The sequence below is a fragment of the Isoptericola maris genome, from assembly GCF_048065335.1.
Classification (GTDB): domain Bacteria; phylum Actinomycetota; class Actinomycetes; order Actinomycetales; family Cellulomonadaceae; genus Isoptericola; species Isoptericola rhizosphaerae.
In genome coordinates, this window is the sequence record NZ_JBLUNY010000004.1 from 222376 (window position 1) to 243076 (window position 20701).

At 73.9% G+C, this 20701-nt stretch carries 11 protein-coding genes; 5 read left to right on the forward strand and 6 right to left on the reverse strand.

Annotated features, from left to right (window positions below; translation table 11 throughout):
* The first annotated feature begins 153 nt into the window (after positions 1 to 153).
* Genes ACH5HR_RS09005 through ACH5HR_RS09015 form a run of 3 tightly spaced genes read left to right on the forward strand, consistent with a single transcriptional unit; the run spans position 154 to position 4446 of the window.
* Complete coding sequence (locus ACH5HR_RS09005; RefSeq protein ID WP_416477469.1) at positions 154 to 2214, forward strand: dynamin family protein; 2061 nt, start codon at positions 154 to 156, stop codon at positions 2212 to 2214.
* Positions 2211 to 3893, forward strand: a complete 1683-nt coding sequence (locus tag ACH5HR_RS09010; protein ID WP_416477470.1) for a GTPase family protein — start codon at positions 2211 to 2213, stop codon at positions 3891 to 3893. Before ACH5HR_RS09005 ends, ACH5HR_RS09010 begins: the two co-directional genes overlap by 4 nt.
* Before the next feature lie 55 nt (positions 3894 to 3948).
* Positions 3949 to 4446 (forward strand): acyl-CoA thioesterase, encoded by a 498-nt coding sequence (locus tag ACH5HR_RS09015; RefSeq protein ID WP_402376319.1) that lies wholly within the window; start codon positions 3949 to 3951, stop codon positions 4444 to 4446.
* 108 nt (positions 4447 to 4554) lie between these two features.
* On the opposite strand, the gene ACH5HR_RS09020 is transcribed toward ACH5HR_RS09015, so the two are convergent.
* From ACH5HR_RS09020 to ACH5HR_RS09035, 4 genes are all read right to left on the reverse strand, one after another.
* Positions 4555 to 7284 carry a cellulose binding domain-containing protein gene (locus ACH5HR_RS09020; RefSeq protein WP_416477472.1) on the reverse strand — a complete coding sequence of 910 codons (2730 nt, stop codon included), beginning with the start codon at positions 7282 to 7284 and terminating at the stop codon, positions 4555 to 4557.
* A gap of 313 nt (positions 7285 to 7597) precedes the next feature.
* A complete protein-coding gene (locus ACH5HR_RS09025; RefSeq protein WP_416477474.1) occupies positions 7598 to 8950 on the reverse strand; it encodes an endo-1,4-beta-xylanase in 1353 nt (450 codons plus the stop codon).
* Positions 8857 to 11460 (reverse strand): glycoside hydrolase family 6 protein, encoded by a 2604-nt coding sequence (locus ACH5HR_RS09030; RefSeq protein WP_416477476.1) that lies wholly within the window; start codon positions 11458 to 11460, stop codon positions 8857 to 8859. The genes ACH5HR_RS09025 and ACH5HR_RS09030 overlap by 94 nt, the downstream gene beginning before the upstream one ends.
* Positions 11461 to 11571: 111 nt before the next feature.
* Positions 11572 to 12621 (reverse strand): LacI family DNA-binding transcriptional regulator, encoded by a 1050-nt coding sequence (locus ACH5HR_RS09035; protein WP_416477478.1) that lies wholly within the window; start codon positions 12619 to 12621, stop codon positions 11572 to 11574.
* 89 nt (positions 12622 to 12710) lie between these two features.
* Between ACH5HR_RS09035 and ACH5HR_RS09040 the strand changes: the two genes are divergently transcribed.
* Together ACH5HR_RS09040 and ACH5HR_RS09045 are read left to right on the forward strand one after the other, a co-directional pair.
* Positions 12711 to 15362, forward strand: a complete 2652-nt coding sequence (locus ACH5HR_RS09040) for a substrate-binding domain-containing protein (RefSeq protein ID WP_416477508.1) — start codon at positions 12711 to 12713, stop codon at positions 15360 to 15362.
* 109 nt (positions 15363 to 15471) lie between these two features.
* Entirely contained in the window at positions 15472 to 18162 is a 2691-nt protein-coding gene (locus ACH5HR_RS09045) for a glycoside hydrolase family 48 protein (RefSeq protein WP_402376332.1), read from the forward strand.
* Between the two features lie 11 nt (positions 18163 to 18173).
* On the opposite strand, the gene ACH5HR_RS09050 is transcribed toward ACH5HR_RS09045, so the two are convergent.
* Together ACH5HR_RS09050 and ACH5HR_RS09055 are read right to left on the reverse strand one after the other, a co-directional pair.
* The gene (locus ACH5HR_RS09050) at positions 18174 to 19706 is read right to left on the reverse strand and encodes an SDR family oxidoreductase (RefSeq protein WP_416477480.1); all 1533 of its coding nucleotides are present in this window, start codon (positions 19704 to 19706) and stop codon (positions 18174 to 18176) included.
* Entirely contained in the window at positions 19703 to 20686 is a 984-nt protein-coding gene (locus ACH5HR_RS09055) for a DNA topoisomerase IB (RefSeq protein WP_416477482.1), read from the reverse strand. Before ACH5HR_RS09055 ends, ACH5HR_RS09050 begins: the two co-directional genes overlap by 4 nt.
* Positions 20687 to 20701 lie beyond the last annotated feature (15 nt).

Consider the following 20701-nt stretch of genomic DNA (forward strand, 5'->3'; position numbering starts at 1 on the left):
GGGCTGCGGGGTGGGGGCGGGGGGGGGGGGCGCGGGGCCCCCCCCCCCCCCCCCCCCCCCCCACGCCGGTAGGGAGCGCTGGCAGCTCCCGGCGCGACACGACGGTAGGGCCGGGTCCATGCACGGAACGTCCGATGTGTGCAGACTGGGCACATGACCGCGACCGGCCAGCCCGACGAGCCTGCCGAGCCCGTCGACGGCGCCGTCTCGGCGAGCTCCGCACTGACGCCCGACGCCGGCGCGGCCGCGCTCCTTGATGCCCTGGACGCGCTGCGGGCCCGGTTCGGGGCACTGCGGCTGCCGCTCGAGACACCCGGCGTCCACAGCGCTCGCACCGACCTGGCGCGCGCGACCGACCAGCTCGACGACTACCTGCTTCCGCGGCTGCGCGCCGAGCGTGCGCCGCTGCTCGTCGTCGTCGGCGGCTCCACGGGCGCAGGCAAGTCCACGCTGGTCAACTCGCTGCTGGGGGAGCAGGCCACGGCACCGGGCGTGCTGCGCCCGACCACGCGCGCGCCCGTCCTCGTCCACCACCCGCTCGACGCCCGGTGGTTCACCGGCGACCGGGTGCTGCCCGGCCTGGCGCGCACCAGCGTGCACGGCACACCCGCGGCGGACCGTCGCGACGACGCTGGGACGCAGGCGGGGCCGCGAGCGCTGCGCCTCGTGGCCTCCGGCAACCTGCCCCAGGGTCTGGCACTGCTCGACGCGCCCGACGTCGACTCCGTGGAGGAGGCCAACCGTGAGCTCGCCGCACAGCTGCTCGGTGCCGCCGACCTGTGGCTCTTCGTCACGACCGCTGCCCGCTACGCGGACGCGGTGCCGTGGGACCTGCTGACGACGGCGGCGGCCCGCCGAGCGCAGGTCGCCCTCGTCCTGGACCGGGTGGACCCGGGCGCCGAAGAGGTCGCAGCCGACCTGCGCCGGCTCATGAGCGAGCACGGGCTGGGCGAGGCCGCCCTGTTCGTCGTCCCCGAGTCCGGGGCCGGCGCGAGCGGTGACGACGCGATGTCGGACGGCCTGCTGCCGGAGCACGCGGTCGGCGAGCTCGCTACCTGGCTCACCGGCCTCGGCGGCGACCCGGACTCGCGCGCCCGCGTCATCGCCGCGACGCGGGACGGCGTCGTGGACGACCTCGTCCGGCGGGCCCACGAGCTGGCAGCGACGGCGGACGTCCAGCACGCTGCCGACACCCGGCTGCGAGAGACCGTCGAGCATCATCATGCCGACGCGCTCCGGCAGGTCGAGGACGCGACGTCGGACGGTGCCTTGCTGCGCGGCGAGGTCCTCGCCCGGTGGCAGGACTTCATCGGGACGGGCGAGTTCTTCCGGGCGTTGGAGGCCCGAGCGGGGAAGGTGCGGGACGCCGTCGGGCGCGTCCTGCGCGGCCGTGTCAAGGAGGCGCCGCACGTCGAGCAGGCGATCGCGCACGGGCTCGAGTCCGTCGTCCTGGACGCGGCCGAGCAGGCCGCGGAGCGCACCTATGCCGCCTGGCGTGGCGACGCGGCGGGCGCGGCGCTGCTCGACGGGCTCGAGCTGAGCCGGACCGCTCCCGGTCTCCGCCCTGAGGTCGCCGGAGCGATCCGGGCGTGGCAGGGCGACGTCCTCGAGCTCGTCCGGGAGCAGGGGGAGAGCCGACGGGGGACCGCCCGGGCGCTCTCCTTCGGGGTGAACGCGCTCGGCGTGAGCCTGATGATCGTCGTCTTCGCCTCGACCGCCGGCCTCACGGGCCTCGAGGTGGGCATCGCGGGCGGCACCGCCGTGGTCGCCCAGAAGCTGCTCGAGGCCGTGTTCGGCGACGACGCGGTGCGTCGCCTCGCCGCGCAGGCCAAGGAACGGCTCACCGCCCGCGTCGACGCCGTGCTGCGCGGCCAGTCCGCCCGGTACACCGCCCAGCTCGACGCGCTCGGCACCGACGACGTGCGCGGAGACCGCCTGCGTGACGCCGCCCGCGACGTGGCGGAGGCGGCCCAGCAGGAGCGGGCGACCCGCTCGCGGGCGGACGACGGCCTCACCCGGCCCTGGAGCGGTGGGATGCTGCGCGGGGCGGGGACGTTCCGGCCGCCGACCAGCCCCGAAGGCATCCCCGGGTTGCCGGGATCGCTCGCGGGCCGCGAGCCCGCGGCGCAGGAGGGCGACGCCGGAGCACCGGACGTACCCGACGCCCCCAGGGCGCGGTTCTGGCGGCGCTGGCGACGGAAGGACCAGGGATGAAGCCGGATCTCGCCACCCGCACCGCGGCGCTGGAGCAGGCGGTCGCGGCCGGTGCCGGGCGGCTGGACCCCGAGCTGGCGGACGAGGCGCACCGCGTCGTCGAGCGCGCCCGGGAGCGCGGCGGCCTCAGCGCGGAGCACACGGTGGCGGCGCTCGCGGGTGCCACGGGGTCGGGAAAGTCCTCCGTGCTCAACGCCGTGGCCGGCACCGACCTGGCCGAGCCGGGCGTGCAGCGGCCGACGACGTCGCACGCGTCGGCGGCAGTGTGGGGCGAGGGCGCCGACGAGCTGCTGGACTGGCTGGAGGTGCCACGCCGGCACGCGATGGAGGCCGACGCCGACACGTCGACGGGCAAGGGAACGGGCCTGCTGCGGCGGGCCCGGCCCCCGGCCGGGATCTCGACCGGCCTGGTGCTCCTCGACCTGCCCGACCACGACTCGGTGGTAGTCGAGCACCGGGTCCGTGCGGAGCGGCTGGTGGAGCGTGCCGACCTGCTGGTCTGGGTGGTGGACCCGCAGAAGTACGCCGACGCGGCCCTGCACGAGCGATACCTGCGCCCGCTGGCCGGGCGCGCCGACGTCGTCGTCGTGGCCCTCAACCAGATCGATCGGCTGGCGCCCGAGGAGGCGGACGCGATCCTGGCGGACCTGCGTCGGCTCGTGGCCGCCGACGGGCTCTCCGGGGCGCGCGTGCTCGGGTTGTCGGCGCGGACGGGTCAGGGCGTCGACCGGCTGCGCGGGCTGCTCGCGGACGCGGCCCGACGGCGGGAGGCCTCGACGGCCCGCCTGGCCGGGGACATGCGGGCCGTCGCCCGACGCGTGGTGGACGAGTGCGGGCAGGCGCCTCCGGCGCGTGCCGCCGACCGGGCGCACGGCACGCTGGTCGACGCCCTGGAGGAGGCGGCCGGCGCCACCACGGTGGTGGACGCGGTCCGCAGAGCGGCGCGGCGGGACGCGCACCTGGCGACCGGCTGGCCGGTGACGCGCTGGATCGCCCGCGCCCGCAAGGACCCGCTCCGTCGACTCGGCCTGCGCGGCGACCAGGTGCGGGTCCCGGTCGACCGGCCGGACCTGGCGCGCACGTCGCTGCCGCAGACGCGCCCGAGCGTGCGGGCCGCCGCGGCGACGGCGGTGCGGGGGTACATCGACCAGGTCACCGCCGGGGCTCCGGACGCCTGGGTGCTGGCCGCACGGAACCGGGGCACCGAGGCGGTCGACCGCCTGCCGGACACGCTCGACCAGGCCGTCGCGTCGACGCGGCTGGAGGAGGCGCGGCGGCCGCTCTGGTGGCGAGCGGTCGGGATGCTGCAGTGGCTGCTGCTGGCATCCGCGGTGGTGGGGCTGCTGTGGCTGGGGGTCGCGGCGGCGCTGCGCTACTTCCAGCTCCCGGAGCTCCTCATGCCGGTGCTGACGTTCGACTTCGCACGGTGGGGCGGTGGCGCGTTCGACGTGCCGTGGGCCACGGTGCTCGCGCTCGGCGGAGTCCTCGGCGGTCTCCTCGTGGCGCTGGTCTCCCGGCCGCTGGCGGCGCTGGGCGCGCGGCGTCGGGCGGGGCGCGTGCGCCGCCGTCTGCGGGCGTCGGTGGAGGCGGTGGCGCGCGAGCAGGTGCGTGAGCCGGTCGCGGGGGAGATGGCCGCGTTGGCGTCGTGCCGGGAGCACGCGTCGACGGCGGCGGGGTGAGTCTCGGCCCGGGCCGGCGTCGGGCGGGCTGCCCGAGCGTGCGACGATGCCTGGCATGAATCGTCTGCACGTCCCCGTCTCGCTGCGCTGGTCGGATCTGGACGCCTACCAGCACGTCAACAACGTCGCGATGTTCCGGCTCCTGGAGGATGCCCGGATCACGGCGTTCTGGCGGCACCCGGAGGCGGAGGACCCGTGGCCGACGGCGATCCTGGACACGGGCCCGCACGCGACGTCGCACACGTTGGTGGCGGGGCAGCAGATCGAGTACCTGCGGCCGCTGGAGTTCTCGCGCGACCCGGTGCGCGTCGAGATGTGGATCGGGGCGATCGGCGGGGCCTCGCTCGAGGTCTGCTACGAGGTCTATGACGGGGCGCGCGGGGGCTTTCCGCGCACCGGGCCGGCGTCGGGCGGGCAGCCCTACACGCGGGCGGTGACGACGATCGTGATCCTGGACGCGGTGGAGGGGCGGCCGCGCCGGTTGACGGCCGACGAGCGGGCGGTGTTCGGGGAGTTCGCGGGGGACCCGATCGTCTTCCGGCGCCGCCGCTGACCTCTCACCGCCACTCGTCGAGCGTTGTGGGCGCGATTTCTGGGCCCTGAAGTCCGATATAACGGACCAAACGAGCCAGAAATCGCGCCCACAACGCTCGCCCCGGGGTCAGCTGGTGGTGCAGGGTGCGCCGTGGGCGGACAGGCCGGTCACCTCGGCGGGGTCGCCGGCGCCGATGAAGCCGACGGAGACGGACCGCCCGGGTGCGAGGTCGGTCTGCCACGCCGGGCCGGTGACGGTGACGTGCGCGCCGGTCTGGGTGAGGTCGCCGCCCCAGGACTGGGCGACGGTCTCGCCGCCGGTGAAGTCCCAGGAGAGCTCCCAGGGGGCGAGGGTCTCGTCACCGGTGTTGGTCAGGGTCACCGCGCCTTGGAAGCCGCCCTGCCACTGGCCGACGACGGCGTAGTCCGCCGCGCAGGACGCCTCGCCCGGGTCCTCGGTCGGGTCAGGGTCGGGCTCTGTCGGATCGGGGGTGGGCTCCGGGTCCGACGGGTCGGGGTCCGGTTCCGTGGGGTCCGGAGTCGGCTCCGGCTGCGTCCCGCCGAACTCTCCGACGACGATGCCGCGCCCGTTGGTGCCGACGTAGACCCGCCCGTAGACGTCCGGGTCGCCGCTGATGGCGCCGCCCGTCCAGGCGTACTGGTGATCATCGTCGTTGATCCGGACCCAGGTGGCCCCTGCGTCGTCGGACCGGAAGATCCCCCGGACTCCGTCGATCTTGCTGGACGTGTACACGGCGGGGTGGTCGCGGCCGTCGGCGGCCCTGCCGAAGCCGATCGTGTCGCCCTCGTCGACGCCGGCGACGGGCTCGAACGTCTCGCCGTGGTCGGTCGAGCGCCACATGCCGTAGATGCCGTCGGTCTCGCCGCCGGCGACCCACACGTGCCCCGCGTGGCCGGGCACGGCTTCCACATGGTGCCGCCCGGCGTCGGGCAGCCCTGTGGCGGACGACGCCGTGAAGCTCGCGCCGCCGTCGTGCGAGGTGTAGAAGGTGCCGCCGGACAGCGCGTAGAAGACCGACGGGTCCTCACGGTCGGCGCGCACGGTGGCGCCGTCGGGCACGCCGGTCGCGGGTGTCCACGACGACCCCAGCGACGTCGAGACGTGCACGCCGGTGCCGTCAGGGCTCCACACGATCGCCGAGCCGTCGGCGGCCATCGCCACGTTGCCGGGGCCGGTGGCACCGGCCGGCTGCTGCGCGGCCCACCACGAGTCGCCGCCCGAGGTCGAGACGCCGAGCAGGTCGTCGCCGCCCTCACCGGCGCGCACCATCGTGGCCGGGTCCTGCCACGCGACGTCGACGCTCAGCACGCCGCTCTGGAAGGGCTGGGTGTAGAAGTCGCTCGGCACCTGGGAGATGTCGTGGTGCACGAAGCCACCGATGTCGTACATCCCCGAGACGAGCTCGACGGGTCCGGGCGGAGCGACCAGGTCCTGGATGGCGGTCTCCTCGACGCCCTGCGCCCTGACGGAGATGTCGACGGTGCCGCCGTCGTCCCACGCGGTGAGGTTCTCGCCGCCGTAGATCGTGGCGCCGGTGCCGTACAGGAAGCGGTCGGAGTCGAACGGGTCGATCTCGAAGCTCTCGGTCATCCAGCCGAGCTTGGGGCTGTCCTCGGGCGGCTGGGAGGTGCCGCCGAAGTCGAGCCAGGGAGCTCCGGAGATGTCGAGGTCGTAGCGCTTCGACCGTTCGGGATAGCTGGTCCAGTCCCAGATCTGCGTCCAGGTCTCGCCGCGGTCCGTGGACCGGAACACCTGGTTGTCGGGGAACCAGGAGAGCTGGGAGACGACCATGATCGTGTCGGGGTCCTGGCGGTCGATCGTCAGGCCGGAGTAGCCGAAGTAGGCGTCCGCGTCGTCGGAGGGCACGGGGCTGATCCGGCTCCACTCGTCCGTGGCGGTGTCCAGTCGCCACACGTCGCCGGAGCCGCCGTCGTACGGGCCGCCGGTGTCCGACGTCGCCACGTAGAGCTGGCCGGAGGTGTGGTCCAGCTCTGCCTTGTGGGGGATGAACCCCGTGGGCTGGCCCGGGACCCGTTCCCACGTCTCGCCGGCGTCGGTGGAGCGGTAGACGTTGTTCTCCTTGTCGGCCACGCCGACGTAGATCGTCGGCGTCGGCTCTCCCGGCGTGCCCGACGACGGGTCGAAGACCGTCCACACGACGCCCTGGATGCTGTCGCTGTACTCGCCGCCGTCGGGGTCGGCGACGTAGTTGCCGGGGTTCGGGAAGCTGGTGACCTCGGACCAGGTGGCACCGGAGTCGGTGGACCGCCACAGGCCGTTGCCGCCCTCCGTGCCCAGGTAGAGCACCGAGCTGTCGTTCGGGTCCACCATCAGGCGCTCACCCATGCCGCGGCCGGGCATGTTCCCGCCGACCTGGAACGGCAGGTCGGTCCGGGACCAGGTCTCGCCGCGGTCTGACGAACGCAGGACGGCACCGTTGTTCGGGTCCCAGGAGTTCGTGTAGGACCCTGCCATGACGTAGACGTTGTCCGGGTCGACGGGGTCCGTGGCCAGCGACAGCACGCCGGAGTGCCCCCAGTCGTCCCAGCCGACGTGGTCGAGCAGCGGGACCCAGCGCTGGGTGGCCTGGTCGAGTCGGTAGGCGCCGCCGACGTCGGTGCGCGCGTAGACGAGGCCGGGCTCGGACTCGTTGAACACGATGCCGGGGACGAACCCGCCACCGACCATCTCGACGTTTCCCCAGTCGTAGTCGTCGGCGACGCTCTGCGGGGTGTGGGGGAGCGGTGCTGCGGGCGTCTGCGCGACGGCGACTCCCACCCCCGTGGCCACGAGTCCGGTGGCCGCCAGCACGGCGACCGCTGGTCGAAGTCTCATCCGATTCTCACTCCTCGGTGCGGACGGACCGGGCCGCGACCGGTGGTCCGGCCCGGGCGACACGTCGTCGTGTCCTGCCGCAGGCTAGTCGAAGCGCTTCGACATGGGCAGGGTGCACCCGCCGTGAGAAACGTTTAGGGCCGCACACGGCTGTGGGGACGAGACCGGCAGGACCTCCTCAGGAGGCCCGCGGGTCTCGTCCCCACGGCGAGGCCGCCGGCGGCAGGCCCCCTCCCCGGGGGGGGGGGCCCCCCGCCGCCCGCCCCCCCGGGGGGGGCGGGGGGTCCCCCCCCCCACGGCGAGGCGGACGGCGTCAGGCGCAGTCGGCGCCGTTGATCGTGTACTGCGTCGGCACCGCACTGCTGCCGCCGTGCGTGGCGTTGTAGCCGATCTGTACCGAGCCGCCCGCGGGCACCGAGCCGTTCCATGCGGCATTGCGGGCGGTCAGCGTCGCGCCGGACTGCGACCAGTCGGCGGACCAGCCGTTCGTCAGCGTCTGCCCGGCCGGCAGGTCGGCCGTGAGCGTCCAGGACGACCAGGCGGCGTCGCCGGTGTTCGTCAGGACGACCGTGCCGGTGTACCCGGTGTCCCAGCCGGCGTTCGTCCAGGTCACCTCGCACGCGGCGTCGCCCGGGTCACCGGGGTCGCCTGGGTCGGTCGGGTCCGGGTCGGGGTCGCCCTCGACCTGCGCACCGAGCGCCTCGGCGATCGCGGAGTAGGCGGGCTTGGCCTGGTACTGCGCGTCCCACGGCAGGGCCGCGCCCTCGCCGGGGAACACGTCGGGCACCCAGGAGTGTCCGTCGTCGATGCCCCACACGGTCACGCCGGTGCAGCGGTCGACGGCGAGGCACGCCTCGACCACCGTGCGGTAGTCCTGCGCCTGCCGGGTCAGGTCGTTCTGCGAGGCCGGGACGTTCATCCGGATGTCCAGCTCGGTGATGCGGACGTCGACGCCGAGGTCGGCGAACCGCTGCAGGTTCTGCTGGTAGCTGCTCGGCACCTGCCCCACGATGAGGTGCGACTGGAAGCCCACGCAGTCGATCGGGACGCCGTCGGCGAGGAGGTCGGCCACCAGGTTGTACATCGCCGTCGACTTCGCGTTGATGCCGTCCGTGCTGTAGTCGTTCAGGCAGAGGTCGGCGTCGGGCGCGGCCTGGCGGGCCCGGGTCAGGGCGTCGGCGATGTACCCGTCGCCGAGCACCCGCTGGAAGACGCTCTGGCGCCGGCTGCCGTCCCCCTCCCACATCTCGTTGACGACGTCCCAGGAGTCCACGTCGTCGGCGTACCGGCCGGCCACGGCGTCGATGTGGTCGTACATCGCGTCGCGCAGGCGGGCGGGGTCGGAGATGCTCTCGGCCCAGCCGGGCAGCTGGGAGTGCCAGACGAGGGTGTGGCCGTAGAGGTCGGCGTCCTGCGCGGCGGCGAAGTCCACCACCTGGTCGGCCTGGCCCCAGCTGAAGCTGCCCTGGCTGGGTTCCGTGGCGTCCCACTTCATCGCGTTCTCCGCGACGACGAGGTCGAACTCGCGCTCGGCGATCTCCCGGTAGCCGGGCTGGTTCAGGTGCCCGGGCGTCAGGGCGAAGCCGAGCGTGACGCCCTGGCGCTCCGCGGCGTCGCGGAGGGGCTCGTAGACGGGCTCTGCTGCCTGCGCCGGACTGAGCAGCATGCCCCCGGCGAGCAAGGCACCGCCGGCCAGGGCCACGGTGGAGACCGCGGCGGTCGTGCGGCGCGCGCGCCGGTCGATATCGTTTTCTGGACGGGATCGCATGGTTCCTCCGAGAAGAAGGTGGAATCCGCGGCCGGGGTACGAAGCCCCGGCCGCGGAGAACGGGGGCGGGGGCGGGCGGGGCCCCCCCCCCGGGGGGGGGCCATGTCGCCCGGCCCCCCCGCGCGGGCGAAGTCGTCCGGTGCCGTGTTGGTGCCGGAGTGCGACCCGTTGAAGCCGAACGTCACCGACCCGCCGGCCGCGATCGTCGTCGACCACGCCGCCGGCGTGATCGTCACCGCGGACCCGCTCTGCGAGGCCTGTGCGGACCAGATCTGGTCGATGGTCTGGCCGTCGGCGAAGGTGAACGTGAGCTCCCAGCCGTCGATCGCGGCGTCGGAGTCGTTCGTCACCACGAAGGACCCGGTGAACCCGGAGTTCCAGGAGTTCACCGAGTAGTCGACGGTGCAGTCGCCGGCCGGGGTGGTCCCACCCTCCTCGGTGGTCACCGACAGGGCCGTCGAGGCCGCCGAGGTGTTGCCGGCCGCGTCGTACGCGGTCACCGTGTAGGAGTACGCGGTGCCCGCATCGAGGCCGGAGTCCGTGGCGGAGGTTCCCGACACGTCGGCGACCTCGTCGCCGTCGCGGTGCACCAGGTAGCCGGCCACGCCCGTGTCGTCGCTGGCGGCGTCCCAGGTGAGCTCCACCGACGACGACGTCACGTCGCCCGCGGCGAGGCCGGTCGGCACGGTGGGTGCCTGCGTGTCCTCGCCACCCGTGGCCTCGTCGGTCGTCACCGTGACAGGTGCGGACGCAGCCGAGGTGTTGCCGGCCGCGTCGCGCGCGGTGACGGTCACCTCGTAGGTGGACGACGGCGTCAGCCCGGTGAGGGTGTGCGACGTCGTCGCGCTCGTCCCGGCCGTCTCACCGTCGACGAGGACCGTGTACCGCGTCACACCGGTGTCGTCGCTCGAGGCGTCCCAGGACAGGTCGACCGACGTGCTCGTGGTGCCCGTGGCCTCGACGTTGCCGGGCGCCGTCGGCGCCTCGGTGTCGGGGTCGACGGTGCCGCCGTCGATCGGCGGGTACGCGTTCGCCACCAGCATCTCGAACTGGTCCTGGAACCACTGGCCCGCCACCGGGGCGTTCGGCAGGGCGCCCGTGAGGTTCCCGCCGAGGCGGTCCTGCTCCGAGTAGGTCGGGTCGCACATCCGGTCGAAGCCCTTGCCCTGGTCGTTGTCGACCGGCTCGGAGTTGCCGTCCGACTCGCCCGGGGGCTTGACCCACACATAGGCGTGCAGGTGCGAACCGGCGTTGTCGGTCGGGCTGACCGTCGGGCGCTCGCCGAGGCCGGCGCCGTCCGGGTTGCACCAGGCGCCGCGGTGGTTGCGGCGGTCGGCCCGCGACTCGTCGACGTAGGTGTTGAGGTCCGTCGAGGTGCTCTCGGCGGTGGGCCGGTCGGGGCCGCCCCAGCCGTTGCGGGACGTGTCGATGAGCATGCCGATGTCGGAGGGGAACCCGGCGGCGGTCACCTCGTCGTAGAGGTGCTCCGTCCAGTCGAGCTCGTCGAAGTCCGTGTTCCACTCGTAGAAGTCCGCCTGGCGCACGAACGTGCCGCTGGTGAAGTTCACGTCGTCGAGGAACGGCTCGCGCAACGGCGTCGAGTTCGCCGTGTTGGTGACGAACCCGGTGACGGTGTCGTAGCCGTGCTCCGTGGACTCCACGACCTCGGCGAACACCTGGGCGGCCGGTCCGGCGTTCGACTCCCAGCCGAGCCAGCCCGCGTGGGCGGCGTCGATGTAGGAGTACACGTTCCCGGCCTCGTACAGCCGGTCGAGGGTGTAGGCGACGCCCTCGCGGTAGTACGGCGCCGCCGTCTGGCAGGCGGGTTCGGAGGTGTTGGTGACGAGGTTCGGCAGGGAGTCCGGCTCGATGGTCGCCACGACACGCAGGTCGGCGTACTGCGGTTCGGCGAGCATGTCGGCGATGACGTCGACGTACTCGGTCTTGTAGTGCTCCATGCCTTCCGGCGTGGCCGGGACCAGCCCCTGGGACGCGAGCGCGAAGCAGTCGCGACCCGGCAGGTTGTAGATCACCAGGTTGAACACCAGGGGGGTGTCGCCCTGCTGCTGCTCCAGCGCGGCGTCGAGGTGGTGGCGCAGGCCGGGACCGTCCTCGTTGCCCGCGATGGCCGTGGTGCGGTCCATCCACACGGAGGTGGGCGTGTCGGCGACGGCGAGCATGTCTTGGCCGAGGTCGCCGCCGGCTTCCGCGGCCGCGTCGACGACGTTCTCGGACCAGTAGGAGTTCACGTACTGGTCGGCGCCGACGAACGGGTTGTCGACCCGCTCCGCCGCCGAGGCGGTGGTCGTGGCCCCCACGAGGGGGACGGCGGCCAGGGCCAGCGTCGCCGCCACGGCGACGGGCCTGGTCACCGCGACGTTGCGGGGCCGCAAGGATCGTGATCGCACGGGATCCTCCAGGAGTTCGGGAGCACGGGCGTCGTCGCCCGTGCGCCGGGCTGTCGGCCCGACGTCCCCAACGTGTCCTGGTTGCGCTCCCAGGCGCACCTGGTGAAACGTTTAGGGGATCCCGGGGACCGACGGCGGAGCCGTCGTGCCACGGATCACCAGGCGTGCGGCCGGCACCTCGGCAGGCGTCTGCGGGGCGATCCGCAGCGCCGACGCCACGGCTGCGGCGAGGTCCTGCCACGGACGGGCGATCGCGGTGAGCTGCGGGTCCACGAGGCGGCAGGTGTCGGCGTCCGCGCCGGAGACCACGGAGACGTCCCAGGGCACCTCCAGCCCGCGGTGCCGCGCGGCCTCCAGCACCGCCAGCGCCGTCACGTCGCCGTCGGTGACCACCGCCGTCGGCCGCTGCTCGTCCGCGAGGAGACGTGCGGCCGCGGCACCGGCCGCCGGTGCCGACCCCGCCTCGACCACGTCCACCGTCGCCACGAGACCGGCGGTGGCCGCCAGCAGGCCCGCGTGCAGAGCGCGGGCCACGTCCCTGTCGGCCTCCGTGACCAGCAGCACGAGGTGCCGGTGGCCCAGGTCCACGAGGTAGCGCCCGACGGCGGCCTCCGCGTCACCGTCGAACCACACGCCGCGCTCCACCCCGGCGGTCCCCAGGCCGGACGGCGTGACGCCCACCACCTGCGCGCCGACCCGGGCCGCGGCGCGGGTGCGCGGGTCGTCCAGCAGCAGGTCCTGGACGACGAACGCGGTGTGCCGCCGCTCGCTCCAGGCCCGCTCGAGGTCCGTGGCGCCCGCCGTGCGGTCCGCCGCGACCTCGACGGAGAGCGCGACGGTGTCGAGCACCCCACGCAGGCCGCCGGCGAGGTCGAGCCCCGCCGAGCGGCTGTGGGACACGCCGACGCCGTCGAGGACCTGGAGCCCGACGCTCGTCACCGCCGCGGACCGCATCGACCGGGCAGCGGCACTGGGACGCCAGTCGAGGTCGTCGGCCACCTTGAGCACGTGGCGACGGGTGCTCTCGGACACTCCCTGCCGTCCGTTGAGCGCGTAGGACACCACGGCGATGGAGACGCCGGCGGCACGGGCGACGTCGGTGATCGTGACGCGCCGTCCAGGGGCCGGACGCGTGCCGCCGCTGGCGGGGATTCTGGGCACGCTTCCACACTCTGCCGGTTTTCAGGGCATGATGCACCTGCGGGGGACGCACGCAGGACTCGACTGCGAGGACGGTGGTGCAGGTGTCGATGTGGACACAGGCAGGCAGAGGACCAGGCAAGACGTTGACGATCGGTGTGCTGTGCCCGGTCGTGGGCGGCTACTACTTCGGACGGATGCTCGCCGGGATGGCCCGCGTGCTGCGCTCCGAGGGGCACCGGCTCGTCGCGGTCCAGACCTATCCGGCCGACATCGACCGCGACGAGTTCCCCGTACCGCCCTACCGTCGCGCCGCACCGGGCCTGAGCGCCTACGACGGGCTCGTCGTGGTCACGACGGCGCTCGCCGACGCGGAGCTGCGGCGCCTCGACGCGACGGGCATCCCGGTCGTGACGCTCGGTGTGCCGCCCGACGACCTCCGGGCGCCCGCGGTGTCTCCGGACAACGTCGGTGGGGTCCGGGCCGCCGTCGACCACCTGGTCGAGCACGGCCACCGCAGCATCGGGTTCCTCGGGAGCACCGACCAGCGAGACATCGCCGAACGTTACGACGCGTTCCGCGACGCGCTCGCGGCGCACGGCCTGGACCACGCGCCCGAGCACGTCTACCGGACCCGCGACAACCAGGAGGCCGCGGCGGAGGCGGTCGCTCGCCGGCTGGCCGAGCAGGGCATGGCCACGACGGCGACCGTCGCGGCCACCGACCGCAACGCGGTCGGGTTCCTGCGCGGGCTGCACCTGTCCGGGCTCGACGCCCCCTCCGTCCAGGCCGTCGTCGGGTTCGACAACTCGGACGTGGGTGCCCGCACCTGGCCTCGGTTGTCGTCGGTGGACCCCATGCACGACACGGTCGGCGAGCTGGCCGCCGAGCTCGTGCTGGCGCGGGCACGCGGAGAGCGCGTCAGCGGTACGCACCGGCTGGACGTCTCGGCCCTGGTGATGCGCGAGTCCTGTGGCTGTGCGCGCGGGACCCGCAGCACCGTGGTGGTACAGGGCAGCACGCCGGCCTGCGACCCGGACCCGCTCGGCACGGTGGCCCGAGTGGTGTTCGCGCGCGCCGACGGCGTGCGCAACCCCGGGGCGACCGAGGCCTGGCTCACGATGGTGCGCCAGCTCGTCGAGGCGAGCGTCGCGACCGCCCAGCAACCGCCGGCCACCGCGCTGCGCGCGCTCGGGGACCGCACGGCGACCCTGCGGCCCGGTCCCGGTGCGCTCGAACAGCTCGTCCCGGCGTTGCGCCTCGAGAGCGTACGGGTGCGCGAGCGGCTCGCCGACCGTGCCGTCGCGGCCGAGGCGCGCGGCGACGGCCCGGTCGTGGTCGCCGGGCTCGAGTCCGATGCGGCCGACGCCGTCGAGGAGGCGCTCTGCCAGATCGTCGTCGCCCTCGCCCGGGGTTGCGCCCACGGCGACCTGGCGCGCGCCGGACGGCTCGAGCAGGACCTCGTCGACCAGAACCTCGTCGACCTCGAGCTGATGCGCGCCGACGGCGAGTCGTTGCGCCGGCTGGACTGGATGCCCCGGGGGCGGACGTCGACGGCGGCGCTCGCCCTGTGGGAGGACGACCCGGCGCGGCCCGGCGAGCGGGTGCTCCGCATCGTCGGCGCACGGGGCGGCGCGGGGGAGAACCTCGTGGGCCGCACGATGCCCTCGCAGGAGTTCCCGCCGCCGGCCCTCACGGACCCGCGGTCGCTCACCGTGGTCGTGCCGGTCGCGTTCGGCCGCAGCGACCGGGGCTTCCTGGCCGTCGGCGGGCTCGTCGACTCGCGGGCGACCAGCACCCGCGCCCGCTACAACCACTGGGCCGCGATGCTCGCCGTGGCGCTCGAGGCGGAGGAGTCGCTGGCCTCCCTGCTGGACCAGCGCCGTCGGCTGGTCGAGGAGGCGGAGCGCGAACGGGCGCTGGCGCACGACGTCGCGGAGGTCGAGGAGCGTTCCGCGCTGGTCTCGATCGCCTCCGACGACGGCACGTGGGACTGGGACGTCGACGCCGGGACCGTGCGCTACTCGGAGGTGTGGGCCAGGACGGTGGGGCAGGACCGGAGCTCGCTCGCCGACGACCCGCGCGAGTGGTTCTCCCGGGTGCACCCGGAGGACGTGCGGCGCGTGCACGCCGCCGTCGCCGCGCAGCTCTCCGGCACGCGGGAGCCGCTGGACGTGGAGCACCGCATCCGGCACGCCGACGGCACGTACCTGAGGGTCCGGTGCCGGGCGGTGACGGTGCACGACGCCGGCGACCGACCCGCCCGGCTGGTCGGGTCGATGGCCCTGGTCGGGCAGGCGACGTCGCAGCTGTCGGTCCCCGTCGACCGGCCCTTCGTGGACCGGGAGACCGGCCTCGTCGCGCACGAGCTGTTCGTCGACCGGCTGGAGCGGGCGATCCGTCGGCGCCGGCGGCTGCCCGCGTACGTGTGGCAGGTGCTGGCCGTGTCGCTGCCCGGGCCGCCGACCCGCGCCGTCCTGCGCCGCCTGCGGGGGGAGATCGACGAGGACGACTGCGCCACCGCCGTCGGGATCTCGGGCATCGTCGTGCTGCTGGACGGGCAGGACGACCGGTCGGCACAGCACCGTGCGGCGCGGCTCTCCGCGGCGCTCGACCCTGGTGCCCACGTGCGGCGGGTCGCCACGACCGAGCCGAGCGACGGGCACCTGACGGCGGCGGACGTCCTGGATCGCGTCACGGCGGAGCTGGGCCGGGACGTCGGCGTGCTGCGATGGGAGGCGTCGGTCGACGTCCACGCCTGACGCTGAGCCACCGCCTTTCCGGGGCGTGGCCCTAAACGTTTCGCCGTGTTGTGGGAACGCTTCCATGCGCCGATCGTCAGGGTGTCCGCTCAACGAAGAGAGGTGCACCATGCATCGCGCATCCATCCGCACCAGGCTGCTGGCAGGAGCCGCGGCGTCAGCCACGCTCGCCGCCCTGGTCGCGGCCGTCCCCGCCGGCGCTGCGCCGCCCGGGTCCGGCACCGCCGACGTCGCCGCGGCCCCCGTCGCCACGGCGCTCGGCGAGCTCGACACCGACGGCGAGTACACCCAGCGGTTCCTGGAGCTGTACGACAAGGTTCACGACCCCGCGAACGGCTACTTCTCCGACCAGGGGATCCCGTACCACTCGGTCGAGTCGCTGATGGTCGAGGCCCCGGACAACGGCCACGAGACCACGAGCGAGGCGTACTCGTTCTGGCTCTGGCTGGAGACGTCCTACGGCCAGGTGACCGGGGACTGGGAGCCGTTCAACCACGCCTGGGACACCCTCGAGGCGTACATGATCCCCACCTCGGAGAACCAGCCCACCAACAGCGCCTACGATCCCGGCAGCCCGGCCACCTATGCCGCCGAGCACAACCACCCCAGCGGCTACCCCTCCGAGCTCGACAGCGACGTCGCGGTCGGCAGCGACCCGCTGGCCGGTGAGCTGTCCCAGACCTACGGCACCGACGAGATCTACGGCATGCACTGGCTCGCGGACGTCGACAACGTGTACGGCTACGGTGCCGCGCCCGGGTCGAGCGAGCTGCTCGGGCCGGACCACGAGGGCACCAGCTACATCAACACCTTCCAGCGCGGGCCCGAGGAGTCCGTGTGGGAGACGATCCCGCAGCCCGCGATCGACGACTTCTCGTTCGGTGGTGAGTACGGCTACGTCGACCTGTTCACGGCCGACCCGCAGCCGGCGACGCAGTGGAAGTACACCAACGCCCCCGACGCCGACGCCCGAGCCGTCGAAGCGGCCTACTGGGCCAACAAGTTCGCCACCGAGCAGGGCCAGCCGGAGGCCGTCGCCGGGACCGTGGCCAAGGCCGCCAAGATGGGCGACTACCTGCGGTACTCGCTGTTCGACAAGTACTTCAAGACGCCGGGCTGCGACTCGCCGTCGTGCCCCGCCGGCACCGGTCGTGACAGCGCCCACTACCTGCTGAGCTGGTACTACGCCTGGGGCGGCGCCCTCGACGAGCAGGCTCCGTGGGCGTGGCGCATCGGCTCCTCGCACGCGCACTTCGGCTACCAGAACCCGATGGCGGCCTGGGCGCTGGCCAACGACCCGGACCTGGTGCCCGAGTCCGCCACCGCCGACGACGACTGGTCCGAGAGCCTCGACCGCCAGGTCGAGCTCTTCCAGTGGCTCCAGTCCCCCGAGGGCGGCATCGCGGGAGGCGCCACGAACAGCTGGGACGGCGCCTACGCCGAACGGCCGGCCGGGATGTCGACGTTCTACGGCATGGCCTACGACGAGGCACCCGTCTACCACGACCCGCCGTCGAACGAGTGGTTCGGCATGCAGGGCTGGGGCGTGGAGCGGATCGCGCAGCTGTACCACGAGACCGGTGACGACCGGGCCAAGGACATCCTGGACGCCTGGGTGCCGTGGGTGATCTCCCACATCACGGTCACCGAGGACGACTGGCAGATCCCGTCCAACATCGCCTGGAGCGGGCAGCCCGACACCTGGGACGCGGCGAACCCGGGAGACAACTCCGGGCTCAGCGTCGAGGTCACCGGATACGGGCAGGACGTCGGCGTCGCCGGCGCGCTCGCCCGCACGCTGATGTACTACGCCGCCGCGTCCGGGGACACCCAGGCGCAGCAGGTCTCCCACGACCTGCTCGACGCCATCTGGACGCAGAGCTCCGACCCGATGGGCGTGGCCACCACCGAGGCGCGGGGCGACTACGGCCGGTTCGACGACGTGCTGACCGAGCCCGACGGCGACGGCATCTACGTGCCCGAGGGCTGGAGCGGCACCATGCCGAACGGCGACGTCATCGAGCCCGGCGTGTCGTTCATCGACATCCGTTCCTTCCTGCGCGACGACCCCGAGTGGGACAAGGTCCAGGACCACCTGGACGGCGGGCCGGAGCCCGAGTTCACCTACCACCGGTTCTGGGCCCAGACGGCGGTGGCGACGGCGCTCGCGGACTACGACCGGCTCTTCGGCGACGACGTCGAGCCGCCCGAGGACACCGAGGCCCCGACGGCGCCGCAGGACCTGACGGCGACGGCCGCCGGCACCACGGTGGAGCTCGCGTGGACGGCGTCGACCGACGACGTGCGCGTGACCGGGTACGACGTCAGCCGCGACGGCGAGGTCGTCGACAGCGTCGGTGGCAGCACGACGTCGTTCACCGACACCGGTCTGGAGGAATCGACCGAGTACGCCTACACGGTCACCGCGCACGACGCCGCGGGCAACGTGTCTCAGGAGTCCGACGCCGTCACGGTGACGACGGGGGAGGGAGAGGTCGAGCCACCGGCCGGTGCGTGCACCGCCGAGTACTCCACCGCGAACTCCTGGTCCGGCGGGTACCAGGGTGCCATCACGGTCACCGGCGGCGCCGACGGCGTCCAGGGCTGGCAGGTCGTGGCCCCCGGCGGTCTGACGACGTCGAACGTGTGGGGCGGCCGTCTCGCCGACGGGGTGGTCACGCCGGAGTCGTGGAACGCGGACCTCGGTCCCGACCAGTCCGCCACGGTCGGGTTCATCGGCAACGGGGCGCCGCCGCCCGAACAGGCGCTCGAGTGCAGCGGGACCGTCCCGGCAGGCTGATCCCGCCCCGCTCAGGAGGCCGAGCGGCCGGCGAGCCGTTCGGCCTCCTGAGCCACGTTCCGTTGCATGCTCCCGAAGATGATGCCGTGGAACGGCGCGACCGACCACCAGTAGGCCTGGCCGGCCAGACCGTGCGGGTGGAACAGCGCCCGCTGGGCGAAGTAGGTGCGCCCGGGCCCGGTGGCGTCCTCGGGCACGGGACCGCCGTCGTCGTCGGTGACCTCGGCCGCGGCCTCGTCGACCCGCAGCTCCAACCAGGCCAGGCCCGGCAGTCGCATCTCGGCCCGGAGCAGGAGGCGCTCGCCCGGCTCGATCGCCTCGACGCGCCAGAAGTCCAGCACGTCGTCGACCCGCAGCCGGTGCTCGTCGCGCCGGCCGCGCCGCAGGCCGGGGCCGCCCGCCAGGCGGTCCAGCAGCCCCCGCGCCTGCCACGCGAGCGACCACGAGTACCACCCGCCCTGGCCGCCGATCTCCTCGATGACCTGCCACAGCACCTCGCGCGGCGCCTCCACGACCGTGCGCCGCTCGTCGACGTAGAGCGAACCGCCGGCCCAGTCCGGGTCCGTGGGGAGCGGGTCCGACGGCGCGCCGGGCACCGACGCCGACGACCAGCGCGTGGTCACCTCGCCGTCATGGATGCGGGCCAGCGCCAGCTCGATCGCGTCGTCGACGCCGACGAGCCCCTCGGGCGGGTCCGGCACGAACCGGCGGACGTCGTCCTCGCGGCACACCACCTCGTGCTGCAGCGAGTCGACGAGCGGCCTGGCGATCGCCGACGGCACCGGCGTGACCAGACCGACCCAGAGGCTCGACAGACCCGGCGTCAGGACCGGGACGCCGACGACGAGGCGCCGTCGCAGCCCGGCGGCCCGGGCGTACCGGTGCATCATCTCCCGGTAGGTCAGGACGTCGGGACCGCCGATGTCGAACCCGCGCGACTCCTCGGAGGGGATCGACGCCGCGCCGACGAGATAGCGCAGCACGTCGCGGATCGCGATCGGCTGGAGCCTGTTGTCCACCCAGCGCGGCGTCGTCATCGCGGGCAGCCGCTCGGTGAGGTAGCGCATCATCTCGAACGAGGCCGATCCCGACCCCAGGATCACCGCCGCCCGCAGCACCGCCGTCGGCACCCCGGACGCCAGGAGGATCTCCTCGACCTCCTTGCGCGACGCGAGGTGGGCGGACAGATCTCCCTCGGGGACGTCGGGGTAGAGGCCGCCCAGGTACACGATGCGGCCCACGCCTGACTCGCGGGCGGCCCGGGCGAACGTCAGGGCGTTGCGCCGGTCGACCGCCTCGAACGTCCGGCCCGTCCCGAGCGAGTGGACCAGGTAGTAGGCGACGTCGGCGCCCTCGAGCGCCGCGCGCACCGCATCGAGGTCACCGACGTCGGCCGCCACCCGCTCGACGTCGTCGACCCATTCCCGGCCGTCCAGGCGAGCAGGGTTCCGCGAGACGGCGCGCACCGTGAACCCGGCGTCGAGCAGCTCGGGCACGAGGCGCCCGCCGACGTAACCGGTGACCCCGGTGACGACGGCCCTCATCCGAGCAGCTCCAGCACGGCCCGCTCGGCCGCCCGACGGCGCCGGACGGCAGGGATCGTCTCGCCGCGTTCCCACAGGTCGAACAGCCGGGGGTCGATGTATGACGACCGGGCCACGGCGGGGGTGTTCCCGAGCTCTTCCGCGACGTCCCGGACGATGTCGGCCGCGATGCGCCGTCGCGCGCGCTTCGACCCCGGCGGAGCGCCCACGCGCGACAGCGCCTGCGCCGACAGGACGGTCGCGTGCCACGTGCGGAAGTCCTTGGGCGTCGCGTCCTCGCCGAGCCGCGCGCGGATGTCGGCCTGCACGTCCGTGCTCGCGACGTCGTACCACGATCGGGCGCCACCGGCGTCGTCCCGCCACGCGAGCAGCTCGGAACCACCCCGTCGGCGCTTGAGGGAGGCCACGATGCCGGCCACCGTCTCGTCGGACACGACGACGTCGCGGAGCTGGCCCGACTTCGCCGGGTAGCGGAAGTGGACCGAGCCGTCTCGCGCCACCCGGGCGTGCTTCTTGCGGATCGTGGCGAGGCCGTAGGTCCCGTGCTTGCGGGCGTAGACCTCGCTGCCCGCCCGGAAGTAGGCGTCGTCCAGCAGGCGGAACGCGAGCGCCAGCACCTTCTCCCGAGGGAAACCCGGCAGGGCCAGGTCGCGGGTGACGCCCCACCGGGCGGCGGGCAGCCGCCGAGCGATCTCGAGCACGTGGTCGTGCTTGCGCCGGGCGCGCCGCTCCTGCCACTGCGGGTGGTACAGGTACTGTCCCCGCCCCGCGTCGTCGTGCCCGAAAGCCTGGAGGTGGCCGTTCTCGTGCCGGCAGATCCACACGTCCGTCCACGCGGGCGGGATCGCCAGGTGCCGGCACCGCTCGATCTGGTCCGTGTCGGCCAAGGGCATGCCGTCGACGTCCAGGAACACCCATGCGTCGCCCTTGCGGCGGCGCGAGTAGCCCTGGTCCGACGGTGACGAACGGCGCAGACGCACGTGGACAGTGTGGAA

Coding starts and splice junctions, on each gene's coding strand:
- ACH5HR_RS09005 (WP_416477469.1), top strand. CDS start 154: ATGACCGCGACCGGCCAGCCCGACGAGCCTGCCGAGCCCGTCGACGGC.
- ACH5HR_RS09010 (WP_416477470.1), top strand. CDS start 2,211: ATGAAGCCGGATCTCGCCACCCGCACCGCGGCGCTGGAGCAGGCGGTC.
- ACH5HR_RS09015 (WP_402376319.1), top strand. CDS start 3,949: ATGAATCGTCTGCACGTCCCCGTCTCGCTGCGCTGGTCGGATCTGGAC.
- ACH5HR_RS09020 (WP_416477472.1), bottom strand. CDS start 7,284: ATGAGACTTCGACCAGCGGTCGCCGTGCTGGCGGCCACCGGACTCGTG.
- ACH5HR_RS09025 (WP_416477474.1), bottom strand. CDS start 8,950: ATGCTGCTCAGTCCGGCGCAGGCAGCAGAGCCCGTCTACGAGCCCCTC.
- ACH5HR_RS09040 (WP_416477508.1), top strand. CDS start 12,711: ATGTGGACACAGGCAGGCAGAGGACCAGGCAAGACGTTGACGATCGGT.
- ACH5HR_RS09045 (WP_402376332.1), top strand. CDS start 15,472: ATGCATCGCGCATCCATCCGCACCAGGCTGCTGGCAGGAGCCGCGGCG.
- ACH5HR_RS09050 (WP_416477480.1), bottom strand. CDS start 19,706: ATGAGGGCCGTCGTCACCGGGGTCACCGGTTACGTCGGCGGGCGCCTC.